The sequence below is a fragment of the Bradyrhizobium arachidis genome (genome assembly GCF_015291705.1).
Taxonomy (GTDB): domain Bacteria; phylum Pseudomonadota; class Alphaproteobacteria; order Rhizobiales; family Xanthobacteraceae; genus Bradyrhizobium; species Bradyrhizobium arachidis.
The window spans coordinates 4,761,857-4,780,489 of the sequence record NZ_CP030050.1; the positions used below are offsets into that span (position 1 = coordinate 4,761,857).

Genomic DNA, 18,633 nt, shown 5'->3' on the forward strand with positions numbered 1-18,633 from the left:
CAAGGATCATTGAAATGCCTGGAGTTGCCTGATGAATGCCGAAACGCAGCAAAGGATTCTCGACGCCGTCGACGCCGGCTTCGAAGCCCAGCTTGCGACCACCCGCGATTTCGTCGCGATCCCTTCGACCCGCGGTGCGGAGGGACCGTGCCAGGACATGATCGGCGACCTCCTGCGCGCGCGCGGCTATGAGGTCGACGACTGGCACATCAACGTCGACGATCTCAAGGATCTGCGCGGCTTCGGCCCGATCGAGCACGATTTTTCCAAGGCGCGCAGCGTGGTCGGCACCTATCGTCCCGCGACCGAGGCCGGCAAATCGCTGATCCTCCAGGGACACTGCGACGTGGTGCCGGCTGGACCTTTGGAATTGTGGGACACCCCGCCGTTCTCGCCGGTCATCAAGGACGGCAAGATGTTCGGGCGCGGCGCCTGCGACATGAAGTCCGGCACGATCGGCGCGCTCTATGCGCTGGATGCCATCAAGGCGGCCGGCCTCAAGCCGACGGCCCGGATCCACTTCCAGTCGGTGATCGAGGAGGAGAGCACCGGCGTCGGCGCGCTCTCGACATTGCAACGTGGCTATCGCGCGGATGCCTGCTTCATTCCGGAGCCGACCGGCGGCAAGATGGTGCGCTCGCAGGTCGGCGTGATCTGGTTTCGCCTGCGCGTGAAGGGCCACCCGACCCATGTTGCCTTTGCCGGCTCGGGCTCGAATGCGATCATGGCGGCCTATCATTTGATCCAGGCGCTGCAGAAGCTCGAGATCGAGTGGAACGAGCGTGCCAAAGCCGATCGGCACTTCAAGACGCTCAACCATCCCATCAACTTCAACCCCGGCATCATCAAGGGCGGCGATTGGGCCTCCAGCGTACCGGCCTGGTGCGACGTCGATTGCCGCATCGCGGTGTTGCCGGGCTGGTCGGTGGCCGATCACCAGAAGGAAATTCTGGCCTGCGTCGCCGCCGCCGCACGCAACCACCGCTTTCTTGCCAACAATCCGCCGGAGGTCGAATGGTCGGGCTTCCTGTCGGAAGGCTATGAACTGACCGACGCCGCCGCGCCGGAAGCCGCGTTCGGCAAGGCCTTCAACAAGGTCTATGGCGGCGCGGTCGAGGATCTCGTCTTCACCGCGCTCACCGACACCCGCTTCTATGGCCTCAATTACAGCATCCCCAGCCTCTGCTTCGGCGCCAGCGGCGGCGAGATGCACGGCTTCAACGAATTCGTCGATCTGGACTCGCTGAAGCAATCGACCAAGGCGATGGCGCTCTTCATCGCGGAATGGTGCGGGGTGGAGAAGGCGTAGGCGTTGCCGCAGTCACAGCCCTCGTAGGGTGGGCAAAGGCGGATTTGCGCCGTACCCACCAGTTGTATCCGACATGACCAGGGCGTGGGCGCGCTTCGCTTTGCCCACCCTACGACGTCTTGGCTGGAGCGCCCAGTTGCCCGAAGCAATGGCGCGCCCAAATCCTTTAAGCTTAAAAGAAAGACTAGGATGCGGCCTTTAGCGGTGGCAGACTGGCGCCCGGTTCGGTGGACGAGTCCTCGGGAGCAACAATGCGCGATTGGGATGATGCTTACGCCAATTCGGCCCATATCCCGGGCTCCGACAAAATGCCGGCACAATGGGCGGAGCGGGCGGCGGCCTACCGCGCCGGGCTGAAGCATTTTCGCCCTGACATCGCTTACGGCTCCGGCGAGCGCCAACGCCTCGACCTGATCCTGCCCGACGGCGACAGCAAGGGCCTCGTCGTGTTCGTCCATGGCGGCTACTGGATGCGCTTCGACAAATCGACCTGGACGGATCTGGCCGAGGGCGCACGGCACCACGGCTGGACGGTCTGCTTGCCGAGCTACACGCTGACGCCGGCGGCGCGCATCTCCGACATCACCGCGGAGATCACCGCTGCGATTGCGAAAGCGGCTTCGCTTGTCGCAGGCCCGATCCGGCTCGCCGGTCATTCCGCCGGCGGCCATCTGGTCACCCGCATGCTGTGCGACGACAGCCGGCTCGAAGGCGCCATCTACAACCGCATCGCTGGCACGCTCTCGATCAGCGGCCTGCACGATCTGCGTCCACTGCTGAAGACCAAGATGAACGACACGCTGCGCATGACCATGGAGGAGGCGAGCCTCGAAAGCGCCGCGCTGCATCTGCCGCGCGGACATTCGCCTGTGACCGCCTGGGTCGGCGGCAGCGAGCGGCCGGAGTTCATCCGCCAGTCCGATCTGATGGCCAATGTCTGGACCGGGTTCGACGTGCCGACCCGCCTCGTCGTCGATCCCGGGCTGAACCATTTCACCGTGATCGACGGATTGAAGGATCCGTCGTCGCCGATCACCGCGCGCCTGATCGGCCTCGACTGAGCAAGGGCAGGGATGTGATCGATCGGGAGGGATTGTCATGACGTCCAACGATTACGATCCTGCAAGCGAAGGCGCCGAGACCGATTTCGCCCGGCGCATGTCCTATGGCGACTATCTGGCGCTCGATGCGATCCTCGGCGCGCAGCACCCGCTCTCGGAAGCGCATGACGAGATGCTGTTCATCATCCAGCATCAGACCACCGAGCTGTGGATGCGCCTTGCCATCCACGAGCTGAGCGCCGCACGCCGCGCCATCGCCAAAGACGAGGTGCAGCCCGCGATGAAGATGCTGGCGCGCATGTCGCGCATCTTCGAGCAGCTCAACAACGCCTGGGATGTGCTGCGAACGATGACGCCGAGCGAATACACGCGCTTCCGCTCCCAGCTCGGCCAGTCCTCGGGCTTCCAGTCGCGGCAGTATCGGCTGATCGAGTTTTTGCTGGGCAACCGCAATCACGCCATGCTCAAGCCGCACGCGCACGATGCGGAGACGACGAAGCTGCTTGAGGACGAGCTCGCGACGCCAAGCCTCTATGACGAGGTGTTGCGGCTCGCCGATCGCAATGGGCTGAAGATGCCGGCGGCTGTACTGGCGCGCGACGTCCGCGAAACTCATAGTCTCAACGAAGGCGTGCTTCAGGCCTGGCGGATCGTGTACGAGGCACCGGAGACGCACTGGATGCTCTACGAGCTCGCGGAAAAGCTGGTCGATTTCGAGGACTACTTTCGCCGCTGGCGCTTCAACCATGTCACGACGGTCGAGCGCGTCATCGGCTTCAAGCGCGGCACCGGCGGCACCGGCGGTGTCAGCTATCTCAAGCGCATGCTGGAGGTCGAGCTGTTCCCCGAGCTCTGGCGCGTGCGTACCATTCTCTAGAGATGTCCATGACCAAGCTTCGCGTCTACGACGACACCAGGGCGCTGTTTCATCTGCCCGACGGCGTGATCTATCTCGACGGCAACTCGCTCGGGGCGCTGCCGCTGGGCGTCGCCGAGCGCGTCAATCGTGTTATCACGGACGAGTGGGGCCATGAGCTGATCCGCGCCTGGAACACGGCCGGCTGGTATGCCCAGCCGCGCCATGTTGGCGATCGCATCGCGCGGCTGATCGGCGCGGAAGCCGGCTCGGTGATGGTCGGCGACACGCTGTCGCTGAAGGTCTATCAGGCGCTCGCCGCCGCGCTCGATATGAACGCGTCGCGCAAAATCGTCCTGTCGGACACCGGCAATTTCCCGACCGATCTCTACATGGCCGAGGGCCTGATCGCGACGTTCGGGCGCGGCCATCAATTGCGCCTGGTGGCGCCGGAGCGGATCGAGGCCGCGCTGTCGGAGGACATCGCGGTGCTCTACATCACCGAGGTCGACTACCGCACCGGCCGCCGCCACGACATGGCCACGCTCACCGCAAAGGCGCATGCGCTTGGGATCGTCACGGTGTGGGATCTCGCGCATTCGGCCGGCGCGCTGCCCGTTGACCTCGCCGGCTGCGGCGCCGACTTTGCGGCTGGTTGCACCTACAAATACGTCAACGCCGGCCCCGGCGCGCCGGCCTTCCTCTACGTCGCGCCGCGCCATGCCGATGATGCACGCGCTGCGCTGTCGGGCTGGATGGGGCACGCAAAACCCTTTGCATTCGAGCTTGGCTATGCGGCTGCCGGCGGCGTCGAGCGCATGCGCGTCGGCACGCCGCCGGTGCTGGCGATGGCGGCGCTGGAGGCTTCGCTCGATATCTGGGATCGGGTTGATATTGACGAGGTCCGCGCGCGTTCGCTGGCGCTCGGTGATTTGCTCATCGCCGAGGTCGAACGCCGTTGTCCGTCTCTGAAGCTGGTGACGCCGCGTGCGCATGCGCGCCGCGGCTCGCAGGTCTCGTTCGCCTTCGACGGCGGCTACGCCGCCATGCAGGCCCTGATTGCCCGCGGTGTGATCGGAGACTTCCGCGCGCCTGACATCATGAGGTTCGGCATCACGCCGCTGTATATTGGAGAAGATGAAATCATCCGCGCAGCCGAGATCATCGAGGAGGTGATCGCAGGCGAGGTGTGGCGGCGGCCGGAGTATCAGGTCGTCAATGCGGTGACGTGAAAGGATCTATCACCGTCACTCTGAGGTGCGAGCTGGGCGGCGCCGACGCGCCGCTGGGCGAGCCTCGAAGGGCGACGGCCGAGCTGCATCGGGGCCGTGCATCCTTCGAGGCTCCCTGCACGGTGCTGCGCACCGCGCAGCTCGCACCTCAGGATGACGGCGCCAGAGAGGCGGTGCTTGCGCGTTCACCCCACAGAGCATTCACGATCGCATCCAGCCCGTCCGTTAGAGCCGCCGGCCCCGGCTGCAAAATGATCGTCGACTTGATCTCGACGATGCGATCATGCCGCACCGCCGGAATGTCACTCCACCCCTCACGCGCGCGGATACGGCCAGGGACAACCTTCTTGCCGCACCAGGAAGCAAGGATCACGTCGGGCGCGGCCTCGCGCACAGCCTCGGCCGTCACGATCCGATCCTTCGCGGCCTGCCGATGCCGCAGCTCCGGAAACACGTCCACGCCTCCGGCGATCTCGATCAGCTCGGAGACCCAGCCGATGCCCGAGATCAGCGGATCGTCCCACTCCTCGAAATAGACTTTTGGCCGGGACGAAGGGCGGGGCGTTGCGGCGATCGCGGCGAGGCGTTGCTCAAAACCTTGCGCGAGGTCCTCTGCGCGCCCATTCGCGCCAACCAGCGCGCCGAGCGTGCGGATCATCGCGAGAATTCCGGCGATGTTGCGCTGGTTGAAGACGTGGACATCGATGCCGGCGCGCACAAGGTCGGCGACGATACTGGCCTGGAGGTCGGAGAAGGCCAGCACGAGGTCCGGTTCCAGTGCGAGGACCTTTGGAATGTCCGCGGAGACGAAGGCCGACACCCGCGGCTTCTCCCGCCGCACCTGCGGCGGTCGGACGGCGTAGCCGGAGACGCCGACGATGCGGTCCTGCTCGCCGAGCAGGTACAGCGTTTCGACCGTCTCTTCGGTCAGGCAGACGATGCGGCGGGGCGGGAAGTGGCGCATGGGAGGAGCATATGCGCAAATGCGGGCTCCGATGTCACGGCGGCCATTACCTCGGACGTCATTGCTTTGCCGCGCGAAGCCATTCACCCTGAGACAACAAGAAATTGGGAGGACTTTTGATGACGCCGCTCGAGAAACTTAAAGCGATGAAGATGCCGTTCGCCGAGCTCAAGGGCGTCGAGTTCGTCGAGGCCGATAGGGATCGCGTGGTGGCGCGGATGACGGTCCGCCCCGATCTCTGCACGCTTCACCACACCATCCACGGCGGTGCGGTGATGGCGCTGGCTGATTCCGTCGGCGCGGCTGCGACCGTGATCAACCTGCCCGAGGACGCCAAGGGTACGACCACGCTGGAGAGCAAGACCAACTTCATCGGCGGCGCCAAGGAGGGAACCACTGTTATCGCCACCGCGACCCCGGTGCACCGAGGCCGGCGGACCCAGGTCTGGACCACCCGGCTGGAGACCGAGGACGGCAAACTGGTCGCGATCGTGACCCAGACCCAGCTGGTCCTGTAAGATTACGGGGCCTTGATTTTGTTAACGAATTAGTCGCTTCCGATGCCTCTAAGTTGGGCAGGTTCCCGTCTTGAAAAATTTGTTGCGACGCACAATATTGGAGGCCTAGGGATTCGAACGCCTCCTCGAGGGACACCAAGAGGAGTTTTGACGTGGTACTTGAAGACACCGCCCGCACGAGGTCCGTTCCGGGCTATGTGCGGACCCTGAGCCAGCAGGAAGAATTGCCGCTTCTGCGCGATCACCTGCTCAGGCTCGATGCCGCAAGCCGGCACGACCGCTTCAACGGTTTTCTCGACGACAGTTTCATCGAGCGTTACGCCGCCCGCTGCGCCGAGGACGGCACCGCGATCGTCGCCTACATCGTCGATGGCGTGGTGCGCGGCGCGGCCGAGCTGCATCCGCCGGAAGGTGATTCGCTGCCCGAAGTGGCCTTCAGCGTGGAAGCATCAGTGCGCCGCCAGAATGTCGGCACTATCCTGTTCAGCCGCCTGATCGCCGAAGCGCGCTGGAAGGGCTTCAAGCGCCTGCGCATCACCACCGGCGCCGAGAATCACGCGATGCGGGCGCTCGCCAGGAAGTTCGGCGCGCATCTGCAATTCCGCCATGGCGAATCGACCGGGACGATCGATCTCACCAAGACGACCGAAGACGAGCTCGCCGATCTCGCCGCCGCGCCGTTCAAGGCCGGTCGCGCGCTTCTCAGCTTCAACTCGACCTGCTGGAAGATCATCTCCAGCATGTACGGCAGTCGCGCCGCCTAGCTCGAAGAGCAGACGAATCAAAAAGCGGACCGGCAAAACCGGTCCGCTTTCGTATTTTGGGGTCGTGAAATGAGCGCTCAGGTGCCGGTGCGCTTGTCGTTGCCGAAGCGGCGAACGACGCGGCGTTCGACCACGACGGAGCGCTGCGCACCCTGTTCGCCGGCGATCACGCGCGTGGCGGTAATGCGGCTGTTGGTGCGGGCCTGCTTCTTCACCTCGGCCTGAACGACGTCGAGCGGCATGCCCATCAGCGCTGCGGCGATCTCGGCCTGCTGCTCCTGGTCGTCGGTGATGCCGACGGCGGCGAAGATCGCCTCGTCCAGGGTGGGCGGATCGTGGCGCACGCGCCGCGTGCCATATTTGGTATTCCAGTCTGCGCTCATAACGGCCTCATTTCGATGCCGGGATACCTAGTGCTACCGATGTTGCATTGCAATATGGAATCGGTGTGGCATCACAGCTATGCGCCGGTCGGGTGTCAGGGCGGTGACGCGACACCGGCGTCGACCCCAACACGCTGCTGTGGCCAGCGTTTCAGGGCTACGTGCCCGGCCTCGGTCAGCCCGTAGATTCCCCGGTCGGCCCGTTCGAACCAGCCATACACATTGTTAAGCAAGATCTTGCCGGCATCGGGACAGCGCTCGCGCAATTCGCGCACGCGCCGCGGACCGTCGGCGAGCGCCGATGCGCAGGCGAGCGCCTGCTGGCGATACGCCGTCATGATCGGCGCGCGCGTGCTGCCGCCGAGCACGGGATCGCCCTGGCGGCGCTGATGCTCGGCGACGAGACGTGAGCGCACCTTCGGTTCGCGGCGCGGCGCCGCGGTCGGCGGCTTCACCAGCACTTCGACCTGGCCGCGATCGGTCACCCCGAGCATGCCGAAGCCGAGTCGGCGGCAGAGATTGCGATAGCGCGCATCGCTCTCGCGCCCCTTGCCGCGGATCGACATCTTGGCGGCGATCCAGACCTCATCGGCTGCCGATGCACGATCGACCGCCTGCAGGATCAGCTCGAGATTGAACGCGAGCTTGAGCTCGCCGATCACGACGACCGGCGGATCGCCGGCGCTGAGGCCGACGAGATCGCAGCCGCCGATCTCGCCCTTCACGGTGAAGCCGAGCTCTTCGAGGAAGCGTTTGACGGGAAGATAGAGCGCGGTTTCCACGGGACGTCCGATCGGAGAATCAGTTGCCGGCAGTCTAACCCGGATCAGACTCGCCCTCCGCGTCATTTGATCGGGAACAGAAGGTGCGATTATGCTGCGGACGGGGAACAGGTGGGCGGGCTTGCGACATGACGATCAGGAACGGGCTCTATCACATCCGCATCAAGTTCCTGGATAGCATCGAGGGCGGCAATCAGGGCGTCATGGTGCTGCGCGACGGCACCATGCGCGGCGGCGATTCATTCTTCTTCGCGTATGGCAGCTACGCCTCGGCCAACGGCAAATGGAAGGGCGAGCTGACCAACGAGGAGCACTCGCCCTCGTTCGACGAGCGCCCGGTATGGGGCCGCAAGGTGGTGACCATCGGCTTCAGCGGCACCTATACCGACGAGACCGCCTATGGCGAGGGCATCGCGCTCGCCGGCAAGCAGAGCATCCGCTTCAAGGGTGATCTGCGGCTGCTGGTGCCGGACTAGACGCGCCCGCCGACCGGGATCAACGCCCCCGTAACGCCGCTCGCGGCGTCGCTGGCGAGGAATAGGATCACCTCGGCGAGTTCTTGCGGCGTCACCCATTTCGAGAAGTCCGCCTTGGGCATGTCGGCGCGGTTCGCTTTGGTGTCGATGATCGAGGGCAGCACCGCGTTCACGGTGACCTTGCCTTTCCACTCGTTCGCCAGCGCCTCGGTCAGACGATGCACGCCGGCCTTCGACGCGGCGTAGGGGCCCATGCCGGAGCCGGCCTGGAGCGCGCCCATCGCGCCGATGTTGACGATGCGGCCGGCCTTCGAGGCGGCGAGATGCGGCAGCGCAGCGTGGGAGGCGTTGAGCGCCGTCAGCACGTTGAGCGCATGCATGCGCTGCCAGGTCTTGATGTCGCCGTCGCCGACCGTCTCGAAGGTGAAGCCGCCGGCGATGTTGATCAGCGCGTCGAGCCGACCGAAATGCTTCGCAGCGGCCTCGATCGCCGTCTTCGCCTGCGCAGCGTCGGACAGATCGATGCCGCCGATCTCGATGCGCTCAGGCGTTGCCGAAAATTGCGAGGGCGCATAGTCGATGCCGGCAATGCGCGCGCCGCGCGACTGCGCGGTCTCGGCGACCACCTTGCCGAGTGCGCCGAGCGCACCGGTCACGACAATGACTTTTCCCTGCACGAAACACTCCGTTCGTTCACTTCGGGCCGACTATTGCTCCGCTTGAATTGGACTTGCAATGGCGGCGGCTTTCAAACTGGGCTATAAATGCAACTTTAGATCGTAGAGGAGGTTGTTCCATGCCTGACAATTTTCCTGCCCTCGAATTTCCCGCTTCGATCGTTGATCTCAAACATCCGCTGGACAATTTCCGAGCTGCGTTGGCCGGAACGGGGCCCGTACGCATCGTGGCGATGGGATCGTCTTCGACGGCCGGACTCGACAATGTCGTTGCCTATCCCGCACGGCTCGAACTGTATTTGAGAAGACATTTCAAGGACCACGATCAGCGTCCGAACATCCGGATCGACGTATTCAACCGGGGCAAGGGCGGCGAAGAAGCGAACCTGGAAGTGCCTCGGTTCAACGACGACATCTTTGCTGACAATCCATCGCTTGTGCTTTGGCAGGTTGGAACCAACGCCGTCTTTCGCAAGGAACAGTTCAACTTCGATGAGGTGGTCGGCAAGATCGCAGAGGGATTGAAACTCCTGCACGACCATCCGACCATCGATGTCGTGCTGATCGATCCGCAATACACGACGGCCATGCTGTTCGACGACAACGCCGAGCTGGCCGAAAAGATGGTTTCAGCGATCCGAACCGCTGCGCAAGACGCCAAGGTCAACCTGTTCCAGCGGTGGGCGCTGATGCGGCACTGGCACGTCTCCAACAAGGCGTCGTTCGAGCAGCTCGTTGCCCCGGACGATGATCTGCAGCTGCACCAGAGCGACTGGAGCACAATGCACATCGCCCGTGCCCTTCGTTCGGCGATCCTCAAAGCCACCGGAGCCACGAAAAAATGCGGGTGCTTGATTACGACTGCAGATAACGCGCCCGCAGCGCCTCCTGCTCCGGTGGGCCAATCCTGAGCCCATCGCGCAAATAGGTTTCGAGGTCGCCATATTCCTTGCCGACGGCTTCGAAAGCCGCGGCAAGATATGACGCCTCGACGCTGCCGATGGCATTGCGCACATCCTCGGGCAGGTCGATGGCGGCCAGCGCATCGCGCTTGTAGTGTTGGTTGGTCAGCAAATAGTCCTCGGCAATGACGTCGTCGGGCACGCCCAGCGCATGCAGGATCAGCGCGCTGGCAAAGCCGGTGCGATCCTTGCCGGCGGTACAATGGATCACGAGCGGCGCACGGTCTTCCAGCAGATGGCCGAACAGCGTGCGGAAGCTGTGTGTGTTGTGGCGGACATAGTTGCGGTAGGAGTCGCGCATGATCTCGCTCGCGACCGGCGCGGTCAGTCTGCCCGCGACGAGCTCGGCGCGTAGCGCAGCGACCACCGTCGGCTCGATCGGCAGCGAATGCACGGTGATCTCCTCCACCACACAGATGCCGGCCGCGCGCTCCTCGACGCCGCGAAAGTCGAACGCGCTGCGCACGCCCAGTGCGCGGATGATCTCGACGTCGGCGGCCGTGAGCTGGCCGAGATGGTTGGAGCGGAAGATGTGCCGCCAGCGCGTGGTGCGGCCGTCGGTGGTCGGATAGCCGCCGAGATCGCGAAAATTGCTGGCGCCTTGCAAGGCGAGGTGACGGGCAGGGGAGTGCTTTAAGGAAGAGTCTTGCATCGGATCAGCTTGGGTTATGGTTCCACTGGACGCACGGCTGGCGTCCTTCAAGTCTATCACGGGGGCGATCATGGACCGGCACAAGGCCATTGTTTTGGCGATCACCATGTTGGCGGGCGGAATTTCCGGCGCGCGGCAGGCCGACGCGCAGACGTTCCGGACCTACCGCTGCGCCGATGGTACGCAATTCATCGTGGGGTTTTATGACTACGACAAGCGCGCCTTCCTCCAGATCGACGGCGAACCGGTCACGCTGGCGAAGCGGCTCACGCTGTCTGGCGCGCGCTATTCGGGGGCAGGGGTGACGCTGAAGATTGGCAAGACCGGAGCGACCACGGTCAAGCACCTCAAGCGGCCAGTCACGGCGTGCGCGGTAATCGAAAGACCTCAGCTCTAGACGGGAGGCCACCCGGAATCAAAAAGGGTCGAAACACCGTTGTTTCGACCCTTTTTCAAACTGCCGCCGGTCGCTCGAGAGAGCGCGGCGGTATCAACCCTGCCACAGGCATTAGCGGTCCCATTTTGGCTTGGCTTCGTCGACCGCGTCCTGGTGATACCAGCTGTCGCTGCAGATCGAGACGTTCGCGGGAAGCGAAGCCTGATCGGCGGGAAGGCGGGTCTCGCCATAGCGGCGTCCGGCGAGAGCTGCACGGCCCCCGACGGGAAATTGATAGATCTTTGCAGATCCCTGACTCAGACCATTGTTCATCATTGCGATTTCTCCTTGGTCAAAGCGCCTTGGCCTCCATGGTGCGCCCGACTCGTTCGATTGTGGTTACTGGAATCCCCATATCGGCCGCGCTTCCCGAATTGGAAAGTGCCCAAGAGGAAATCAGTTGCAGCCTAATTTGTGGGCAGGCGACCCTCTGCACCCCCTAAGGCACCGTCGGGATGATCAACGCCTGTGCCATTCCAAAGGTTGCTAGGCAGGGGCCCATCGCTTTACGAAAATTGCCGGACGTTGATGCGCGTTTGATCGGCAACCTCCGGCGACGGTCGGCATGCTTCAGAATCGGGCGTTTTCCGCGGGATTTTTGCAGTGCAGCTTCACGCGAAGGTGCGCGCCTATGACGCACGTCGCTGTGGACAGTCCGCCCCCAACGGGCCGAGGCCGACGGTGGTGGAAAACCTCCCGGGCTGCGGCCATTTGGCACGCAACGTGCTTATAAGGCGGCGGCCGATGATGGCCGGGTACAAATGTGCGGGGGCTCTCAACCCCACCTTTCGCATCATCTACAGAGAGGCTCAATGACCAAGTATAAGCTCGAGTACATCTGGCTCGACGGATATACGCCGACTCCGAACTTGCGCGGCAAAACCCAGATCAAGGAATTTGCGTCGTTCCCGACGCTCGAGCAGCTTCCGCTCTGGGGCTTCGATGGCTCCTCCACCCAGCAGGCCGAAGGCCACAGCTCCGATTGCGTGCTGAAGCCGGTCGCCGTCTTCCCGGACGGCGCGCGCACCAACGGCGTGCTCGTGATGTGCGAAGTCATGATGCCCGACGGCAAGACCCCGCATGCGTCCAACAAGCGCGCCACCATCCTCGATGACGCCGGCGCCTGGTTCGGCTTCGAGCAGGAGTACTTCTTCTACAAGGACGGCCGTCCGCTCGGCTTCCCGACCGCCGGCTATCCGGCGCCGCAGGGCCCGTACTACACCGGCGTCGGCTTCTCGAACGTCGGCGACGTCGCCCGCAAGATCGTCGAGGAGCATCTCGACCTCTGCCTGGCTGCCGGCATCAACCATGAAGGCATCAACGCGGAAGTCGCCAAGGGCCAGTGGGAATTCCAGATCTTCGGCAAGGGCTCCAAGACCGCTGCCGACCAGATGTGGATGGCCCGCTACCTGATGCTGCGTCTCACGGAGAAGTACGGCATCGACATCGAGTTCCACTGCAAGCCGCTCGGCGACACCGACTGGAACGGCTCGGGCATGCACGCCAACTTCTCGACTGCCTATATGCGCGAAGTCGGCGGCAAGGAGTATTTCGAGGCGCTGATGGGCGCGTTCGAGAAGAACCTGATGGACCACATCGCCGTCTACGGCCCGGACAACGACAAGCGTCTGACCGGCAAGCACGAGACCGCGCCCTGGAACAAGTTCAGCTACGGCGTGGCCGACCGCGGTGCTTCGATCCGCGTTCCGCACTCCTTCGTCAACAACGGCTACAAGGGCTATCTGGAAGACCGCCGTCCGAACTCGCAAGGCGACCCCTACCAGATCGCTTCGCAGATCCTGAAGACGATCTCGTCCGTGCCGACCGACAAGAAGGCCGTGGCCTAACATCCTCCCGGTCCGGGCTGGGGGGCTGGCCCGGGTTGGTCTTCAATCCGCCGGAGCAGACAAGCTCCGGCGGATTTTTCATTTTGATGACGTCCATCATTTGCGGTCTGCCGGCCATGCCGGCTTGAAATCTGTCCACCGCCGCCGAAACCGGGATAGAGTGCCAGCGGGATGCGCGCGAGGGCCGGGGACACGGCTGGTGTTTGAAGGCTTCTACAAGGTGCGGTTTCAACTCGGCGACGCGGTCGGCCGGAGCGTGATGCATGCCGGCCACGGCAAGATGCTCGGCGGCAACTCGGCCTTCGCCCATATCGGCACCTACGAGAAGACCGACGACGGCGTCGACGTCGTGATCAAGACCGTCCGTCACAACCCCGACCCGAACTACCGCGCCATGGCGGGCACCGACGATGCGACCTTGCTTGCCAAGGGCTGGGCCGAGGGCAATCTCTATCGCTTCAAGGGCGAATTGAAGGAGCTGCCGGGCGTGCCATTCCAGTCGGTGATGACGCCGATCACCGAAGACGAGGTCCCCATCGCCGGCGGTGTCGGCGAGGGCGGCATCGTCGACGGGCTTTATTCGGTGCATCTGCGCATGCTCGACGGCGTCGACGGCGGCCTCACCGGCGTGATGCTGCTCAAGGGGGGCCGTATCCTCGGCGGCGATGCCGCGTTCCACTATCTCGGCAGCTACACCGCCGCGAACGGCCGCTGGAAGGGTCAGATCCTGAACCAGGAGCACACGCCGGCCAAGGATGATCCGATCTTCGGCGGCCACGAGGTCGGCATCGGCTTCTCCGGCCGCTATGACGGCGAAGAGGCGGTGCTGGAGGCGACCGCCCTTGCCGGCAAGCGCAGCCTGCGCCTCACCGCCGCGCTCAAGCTGATGCACCGCGCCTGATCGCACCCTTAGGAATTGCCCATGGAAACAATTCGCATGCTCTCGACGCTCGGCCTGATGGGCGCGATGCGCAGCCTGGCCTCCGCGTTCGAGGCCGCCAGCGGCATCCATGTCGATGCGGACTTCGCGCCGACGCTGGCGCTGCTCAAGCGTCTGCGCGACGGCGAGGCCGCCGATCTCGTCATCCTCACGCGCGAAGGCCTCGACGAGATGATCGGTGAGGGCCGCGTGATCGCTGGCAGCGCAGCCGATCTGGCGCGCTCCTTTGTCGGCATTGCCGTGCGGGCAGGGCAGGCCCATCCCGACATCGCAACCGAAGCCGCGCTACGCACGACGCTGCTCGCGGCGCGGTCCGTCGCCTATTCGCGGCTGGGCGCGAGCGGCGTCTACTTCGCCCAGCTGATCCAGCGGATGGGGATCGCGGAGAAGATCAACGCCAGGGCCACCATCGTCGAGCAGGGGTTTACGGCGGAGCGGCTCGTCAGCGGCGAGGCTGACCTTGCCGTGCAGCAGATCAGCGAGCTGAAGCAAGTTGATGGCATCGAGGTGGTCGGCGCGGTCCCGCATGAGCTGCAAACTCCGGCCGTGTTCTCCGCCGGCCGCATCGGCAGCGCGCAGCATGCGGAGGCCGCGGATCGTCTGCTCCGCTACCTGGCATCGCCTGAGGTCGTGCCAGTGTTGCGCCAATCGGGACTCGAGCCTTGAATTTGCCGGGGCGGGGACGCAACGTGGCGTTCATGCGAACCTATTTCCTTGCCATCCTCTTGACGCTCGCGGCGCCGCTGGCGGCGCATGCGCAATCGGCTGATCTCGTCCTGTGCGACAGGGTCGCCGCCGATCCCAGCGATCCCGACAAGCCGGCCGATGTGAAAGGCGTGACGGACATCGCGCCCTCTGACATCGCGACCGCGATCAGGTTTTGCAAGCAGGCCGCGTCATCCTCGCGGCGGGCGATGTTCGCGCTCGGCCGCGCCTATGCGGCCAACCGCCAGACGAACGAGGCGATCGCTGCCTGGCGCAAGGCGGCTGAGAAGGGATCGAGCGCGGCGATGGTCGAACTCGGCGTGGCGTATGGCACCGGCGCTGGTGTCGCCAAGGATGAAGCACAGGCGCGAAAACTGTTCGAGAAGGCGGCGCAATCAGGCAATCCCCGCGGCGTCAGCAATCTCGCCGCGCTCGGCGGCTCCGGCGGCGGCACGCCGGCCGATCCCGTGCAGGCCCGCGCGCTGCTCGGCAAGGCCGCCGAGACCAATGCGGAGGCGCAGTACCAGCTCGGCCTGATGCTGGCGAGCGGCAATGGCGGCGAGAAGGACGACGTCGCGGCGCGCGCGCTGTTCGAGAAGGCGGCGGCGCAAAACCATCCCGGCGCGCTGGAGCGGATGGGCGCCTTCGCGCAGGAAGGCCGCGGCGGTCCCAAGGACAAGGATGCTGCAAAGGCCTATTACGAGCGCGCCGCAGCGCTCGGCGACGAGGATGCCAAGAAGGCGCTGGAGCGGCTGCGCTGTCCCTATGCGATCAAGAACAAGCAGGGCCAGCTCGTCACGACCCTGTGCTTCTAGCTCACTTGTAGTAGTAGGCGACGTTGTTGCGGGCGTCGCGATAAGTCGTATCGAGAAAGTCCGGATATCGAGCGGCCGCGCGCGCGACCGCGCGCACGACGCATTCCCAGAAATCACCGTTCCAGTTGAAGTGCTCGAAGGTGGCATCTTCGAACTTGACGGCGGTGATGATGGCCCGCCGGATCGCATCGTCATCGGCGCGCGGATGGGCGCGCTTGAGATAGCCGAACATCGGCCCTTCATGGGCGTGGTCGCGGTCGTAGCGGTATTTCTCGGACATCTGCTGCGGCGTGAGGGTGCGATTGATGCGGACCTCTTCGGCGGTCGGGCGCCCCTTGATCGAATTGAGCCGATAGCGCCAGCGCCACAGTTCGAAGGCGGCATCGAGCAGCGGCTGCTTCGCCGCGCTGGCGATGAATTCCCCGATCTGCTGTTCGGCTGATGGCTCTGTCTGGGTCATGCCTCTTCGTCGCGCGCCGGCGCCAACGGGTTCGACCGAGCTTCGAGCGCAAGGAACCAGCGCCGGTGCGGGCCGTTGACATCGCAACGAGCGGGAGGTGCAGCCATGATCCGCAAACTCGCATCCGGCGAATATCGCCTCTATTCACGCAAGGTGAATCCCAAGACCGGCAAGCGCCGCAACCTCGGCACGTTCAAGAGCCGCGCGGCGGCCGAGAAGCACGAGCGCGAGGTGCAATACTTCAAGCGTCATTGAAGCGCGACCCGCCGCGCGAACAAGAAAATCGAAACAACCCCATGCACAGTAGCCAGGCGGTTGAAATCGCCTGATACGGATTTACCGAATTAAAACTTGACCCGTCGGGCAAAACAGGGGCATGATGGCACCATGCCTGAGTGGGTTCCGCGAGCCGCCCTGCGCGGAAAAGCCGGATGGCCTTGGTCGGGCGCCGGTGCTAGGTAGCCCACGATTCTTTTTTTGATTTTGCGGGTCGATGACATTGCTGGACGGGCTCTACAAGGTTGAATACGGCGTTGGCGGCGCCTTCGGCCGCAGCATCATGTGCATGCACAAGGGCAAGCTGCTTGGCGGCAATTCCGCCTTCGCCCATCTCGGTTCCTATGAGGTCAGGGACGGCGTGATCGAAGGCGAGGTCATCACCGAGCGCCACAACGACGATCCCAATTACAAGCCGTTGATGGGCACCGACATCGCTGCGATCAAGGTGCGCGGCCGGACCGAAGGATCGACGATCCTGTTCGAGGGCAGGGCGGAGCCGATGCCGGGCAACGTGTTCTGGGCCAATCTCGCGCCGCTCGACGACGAGGCTCTGCCGCCGCGCGGCACGGTCGGTCCCGACGGCATCGTCAACGGGCTCTACGCCATCCACATCCGCGCGCTCGACGGCGTCGATGCCGGGCTCTCCGGCGTGATGCTGCTGATGGACGGCCGCATCCTCGGGGGCGATGCGTTCTTCTACTATCTCGGCTCCTATTCCTCGGCGGACGGCCGCTGGAAAGGCGAGATGCTGAACCAGGAGCACACGCCGGCGAAAGACGACAATCCCGTGTTTGGCGGTCTCGAGGTCGGGATCGGCTTCTCCGGGACCTGCACCGCCGACAGCGGCGAGCTCGAAGGCATTGCGCTCGCCGGCAAGCGCAGCCTGCGCCTTGCGGCGTCGCTCAAGCTGATGCGACGGGCGTAAGCTACGGGTGGTTTCGTCGCGTCCGGTGTGCTGTCACAAGGCGACGTTGAAGTCGTGCATCTGGATGTCGGTCTCGGGCCACAACCGGACCCCTTCATCGTTCACCCTTTTGTTGCCGATGAGCGTATTCCGCCCCCCATCCAAGGCTCAAGGTAACAGAGATAAGCGAGCCGAACAGCACGCCAAACTTCGACGCATCCAATAACTTTTCGTCCGTGAACGCGAGCATGGCGATGAAGATTGACATGGTGAAGCCGATGCCGGCTAGGAGCCCGATGAGGCAGACGCCCGACCATGAGACATCAGGCGCAAGGCGGCACCAACCGATGCGCACCGCAAGCCATGTCGTACCGATCACGCCGATCGGCTTGCCCGCGCACAACGCAAGCGCAACGCCTAGCGTCACGAGCTGAGGGCCACCTGACAGCTCCATGCCCTTGAAGCTGACCCCCGCATTCGCCAGCGCGAAGATCGGCATGATGACGTAGGCCACCCACGGATGCAGCGCCGTCTCCACGCGGATAACGGGCGGCAGGATCTCGGGACGGAGCGACCACACCGGCGTGATCAGGCCAAGTACGACCCCTGCCAACGTCGGATGAACCCCGGTCATCAGAAACCCCGCCCAGACGATAAACGCCGGCACGACATAGACATAGGCAGAGCCAATCCCGAGGCGCTGAAAGACGAGCGCCATGACAACGCCGAGCGCCGCGACCGCGAGGCCGCTGGGATCGTTTCCGCTGGTGTAGAACAGCGCGATAATGAGCACCGCGATGATGTCGTCGATGATCGCAAGCGCCAGCAAAAAGACTCTGACGTTGCCTGGAATCGATTTTCCGAGCAACGCCAGCACGCCCACAGCGAACGCGATATCGGTGGCGGTGGGTATCGCCCAGCCGTGGCCGCGCCCCGGAACGGCGTTGAAGCTCAGATAGATCAGCGCTGGAACGACGACCCCGCCGAATGCCGCCAGCACCGGCAAGATGGCTTGGTCGAACCGGCTCAGCGTGCCCTCGTGGATCTCGCGGCGAATCTCCATGCCGACGACGAGGAAGAACACCGTCATCAGCGCGTCGTTGACCCAGAAATGCAGCGGCTCTTCGAAGGCAAATGCGCCGAAGCGAAGTGGAATCGGCAAGTTCCAGAGATCATGATACGAACGAGCAAATGGCGAATTGGCCCACAGCAATGCAGCCGCCGCGGCCGCGAGCAGCACAATCCCGCTGATCGCCTCGACATGTAGGAAGTGCTGGAGTGTCGCGAGCGCTCGCTCAGCGAGAGATTGGGACCCTGAAGGGTTTCTGCCGGGCCGCTGATCTGTCATGGGCACACGCATCCTGCGTGGCGGCCCGACCATCGCTTAACCTGTCACTGCTTCATGCAGTAAGCACCCGTCGTCCTTCTACACAACAGAGCCGAGAACGCAACTGCGATGGTAATGGTTCAAAAGCCAACGTGGCGCACCATGCCGCGATTGGTCCGCTAAGGGCCAAAATCCGACGTGGAACGAGCCGTCGGAATGTCCCGCTCTTGGTCGAGAAATGAGGGCGCCGACTAGCGACGTGTGCTAAATAGTGAAAGCTTCAA

General features: G+C 64.0%; 23 protein-coding genes. 15 read left to right on the forward strand and 8 right to left on the reverse strand.

Annotated elements, in window-relative coordinates; genetic code table 11:
- The first annotated feature begins 31 nt into the window (after nucleotides 1-31).
- The 4 genes from WN72_RS21950 to kynU all read left to right on the forward strand — a co-directional run bounded on the left by WN72_RS21950 (nucleotide 32) and on the right by kynU (nucleotide 4,458).
- Entirely contained in the window at nucleotides 32-1,309 is a 1,278-nt protein-coding gene (locus WN72_RS21950) for an ArgE/DapE family deacylase (RefSeq protein ID WP_092219184.1), read from the forward strand.
- Nucleotides 1,310-1,560: 251 nt separating this feature from the next.
- Nucleotides 1,561-2,370 carry an alpha/beta hydrolase gene (locus WN72_RS21955; protein ID WP_092219186.1) on the forward strand — a complete coding sequence of 270 codons (810 nt, stop codon included), beginning with the start codon at nucleotides 1,561-1,563 and terminating at the stop codon, nucleotides 2,368-2,370.
- A 37-nt stretch (nucleotides 2,371-2,407) separates the two neighbouring features.
- Nucleotides 2,408-3,247: a tryptophan 2,3-dioxygenase gene (gene kynA, locus WN72_RS21960; protein WP_092219188.1), complete on the forward strand. Its 840-nt coding sequence runs from the start codon at nucleotides 2,408-2,410 to the stop codon at nucleotides 3,245-3,247.
- A gap of 8 nt (nucleotides 3,248-3,255) precedes the next feature.
- Complete coding sequence (gene kynU / locus WN72_RS21965; RefSeq protein ID WP_092219228.1) at nucleotides 3,256-4,458, forward strand: kynureninase; 1,203 nt, start codon at nucleotides 3,256-3,258, stop codon at nucleotides 4,456-4,458.
- 148 nt (nucleotides 4,459-4,606) lie between these two features.
- Here kynU and WN72_RS21970 read toward each other — a convergent pair whose 3' ends face one another.
- Complete coding sequence (locus WN72_RS21970) at nucleotides 4,607-5,422, reverse strand: cobalamin-binding protein (RefSeq protein WP_092219191.1); 816 nt, start codon at nucleotides 5,420-5,422, stop codon at nucleotides 4,607-4,609.
- A gap of 119 nt (nucleotides 5,423-5,541) precedes the next feature.
- Between WN72_RS21970 and WN72_RS21975 the strand changes: the two genes are divergently transcribed.
- Nucleotides 5,542-5,940 (forward strand): PaaI family thioesterase, encoded by a 399-nt coding sequence (locus tag WN72_RS21975; RefSeq protein WP_092219193.1) that lies wholly within the window; start codon nucleotides 5,542-5,544, stop codon nucleotides 5,938-5,940.
- 152 nt (nucleotides 5,941-6,092) lie between these two features.
- On the forward strand, nucleotides 6,093-6,704 hold the full coding sequence (locus tag WN72_RS21980) for a GNAT family N-acetyltransferase (RefSeq protein WP_092219195.1): 612 nt from the start codon (nucleotides 6,093-6,095) through the stop codon (nucleotides 6,702-6,704).
- Between the two features lie 77 nt (nucleotides 6,705-6,781).
- On the opposite strand, the gene WN72_RS21985 is transcribed toward WN72_RS21980, so the two are convergent.
- The gene (locus WN72_RS21985; protein WP_015686575.1) at nucleotides 6,782-7,087 is read right to left on the reverse strand and encodes a hypothetical protein; all 306 of its coding nucleotides are present in this window, start codon (nucleotides 7,085-7,087) and stop codon (nucleotides 6,782-6,784) included.
- A gap of 95 nt (nucleotides 7,088-7,182) precedes the next feature.
- Entirely contained in the window at nucleotides 7,183-7,869 is a 687-nt protein-coding gene (locus WN72_RS21990) for a DUF2161 domain-containing phosphodiesterase (protein ID WP_092219197.1), read from the reverse strand.
- 128 nt (nucleotides 7,870-7,997) lie between these two features.
- Between WN72_RS21990 and WN72_RS21995 the strand changes: the two genes are divergently transcribed.
- Complete coding sequence (locus WN72_RS21995; protein WP_027557662.1) at nucleotides 7,998-8,345, forward strand: GrlR family regulatory protein; 348 nt, start codon at nucleotides 7,998-8,000, stop codon at nucleotides 8,343-8,345.
- On the opposite strand, the gene WN72_RS22000 is transcribed toward WN72_RS21995, so the two are convergent.
- On the reverse strand, nucleotides 8,342-9,022 hold the full coding sequence (locus WN72_RS22000; protein ID WP_092219199.1) for an SDR family oxidoreductase: 681 nt from the start codon (nucleotides 9,020-9,022) through the stop codon (nucleotides 8,342-8,344). The two genes, WN72_RS21995 and WN72_RS22000, sit on opposite strands and share 4 nt — an antisense overlap.
- A 119-nt stretch (nucleotides 9,023-9,141) precedes the next feature.
- Here WN72_RS22000 and WN72_RS22005 point away from each other — a divergent pair, with 119 nt between their 5' ends.
- Nucleotides 9,142-9,933 carry an SGNH/GDSL hydrolase family protein gene (locus tag WN72_RS22005; RefSeq protein WP_092219201.1) on the forward strand — a complete coding sequence of 264 codons (792 nt, stop codon included), beginning with the start codon at nucleotides 9,142-9,144 and terminating at the stop codon, nucleotides 9,931-9,933.
- On the opposite strand, the gene WN72_RS22010 is transcribed toward WN72_RS22005, so the two are convergent.
- Nucleotides 9,878-10,636 carry a tyrosine-protein phosphatase gene (locus tag WN72_RS22010; protein ID WP_092219203.1) on the reverse strand — a complete coding sequence of 253 codons (759 nt, stop codon included), beginning with the start codon at nucleotides 10,634-10,636 and terminating at the stop codon, nucleotides 9,878-9,880. The two genes, WN72_RS22005 and WN72_RS22010, sit on opposite strands and share 56 nt — an antisense overlap.
- Nucleotides 10,637-10,706: 70 nt before the next feature.
- Between WN72_RS22010 and WN72_RS22015 the strand changes: the two genes are divergently transcribed.
- Nucleotides 10,707-11,033 carry an MliC family protein gene (locus WN72_RS22015; RefSeq protein ID WP_092219230.1) on the forward strand — a complete coding sequence of 109 codons (327 nt, stop codon included), beginning with the start codon at nucleotides 10,707-10,709 and terminating at the stop codon, nucleotides 11,031-11,033.
- A 111-nt stretch (nucleotides 11,034-11,144) separates the two neighbouring features.
- On the opposite strand, the gene WN72_RS22020 is transcribed toward WN72_RS22015, so the two are convergent.
- A complete protein-coding gene (locus WN72_RS22020) occupies nucleotides 11,145-11,348 on the reverse strand; it encodes a DUF2735 domain-containing protein (RefSeq protein WP_027557666.1) in 204 nt (67 codons plus the stop codon).
- A 536-nt stretch (nucleotides 11,349-11,884) separates the two neighbouring features.
- Between WN72_RS22020 and WN72_RS22025 the strand changes: the two genes are divergently transcribed.
- From WN72_RS22025 to WN72_RS22040, 4 genes are all read left to right on the forward strand, one after another.
- Entirely contained in the window at nucleotides 11,885-12,919 is a 1,035-nt protein-coding gene (locus tag WN72_RS22025) for a glutamine synthetase beta-grasp domain-containing protein (protein ID WP_027557667.1), read from the forward strand.
- A 199-nt stretch (nucleotides 12,920-13,118) separates the two neighbouring features.
- Nucleotides 13,119-13,820, forward strand: a complete 702-nt coding sequence (locus WN72_RS22030) for a GrlR family regulatory protein (RefSeq protein ID WP_092219205.1) — start codon at nucleotides 13,119-13,121, stop codon at nucleotides 13,818-13,820.
- Nucleotides 13,821-13,841: 21 nt separating this feature from the next.
- Nucleotides 13,842-14,525, forward strand: coding sequence for a substrate-binding domain-containing protein (locus tag WN72_RS22035; RefSeq protein WP_092219207.1), 684 nt, complete (start codon nucleotides 13,842-13,844; stop codon nucleotides 14,523-14,525).
- Between the two features lie 32 nt (nucleotides 14,526-14,557).
- On the forward strand, nucleotides 14,558-15,379 hold the full coding sequence (locus tag WN72_RS22040) for a tetratricopeptide repeat protein (RefSeq protein ID WP_167381097.1): 822 nt from the start codon (nucleotides 14,558-14,560) through the stop codon (nucleotides 15,377-15,379).
- A 1-nt stretch (nucleotide 15,380) separates the two neighbouring features.
- Here the strand turns inward: WN72_RS22040 and WN72_RS22045 are convergent, their stop codons facing one another.
- Entirely contained in the window at nucleotides 15,381-15,839 is a 459-nt protein-coding gene (locus WN72_RS22045; RefSeq protein WP_167381098.1) for a hypothetical protein, read from the reverse strand.
- A 105-nt stretch (nucleotides 15,840-15,944) separates the two neighbouring features.
- On the opposite strand from WN72_RS22045, the gene WN72_RS22050 reads away from it, so the two are divergent.
- Entirely contained in the window at nucleotides 15,945-16,094 is a 150-nt protein-coding gene (locus tag WN72_RS22050) for a hypothetical protein (protein ID WP_007609497.1), read from the forward strand.
- 244 nt (nucleotides 16,095-16,338) lie between these two features.
- Nucleotides 16,339-17,043, forward strand: coding sequence for a GrlR family regulatory protein (locus tag WN72_RS22055; protein ID WP_027557672.1), 705 nt, complete (start codon nucleotides 16,339-16,341; stop codon nucleotides 17,041-17,043).
- A 94-nt stretch (nucleotides 17,044-17,137) separates the two neighbouring features.
- Here the strand turns inward: WN72_RS22055 and nhaA are convergent, their stop codons facing one another.
- Nucleotides 17,138-18,370, reverse strand: a complete 1,233-nt coding sequence (gene nhaA, locus WN72_RS22060; RefSeq protein WP_092219212.1) for a Na+/H+ antiporter NhaA — start codon at nucleotides 18,368-18,370, stop codon at nucleotides 17,138-17,140.
- Nucleotides 18,371-18,633: the final 263 nt, after the last annotated feature.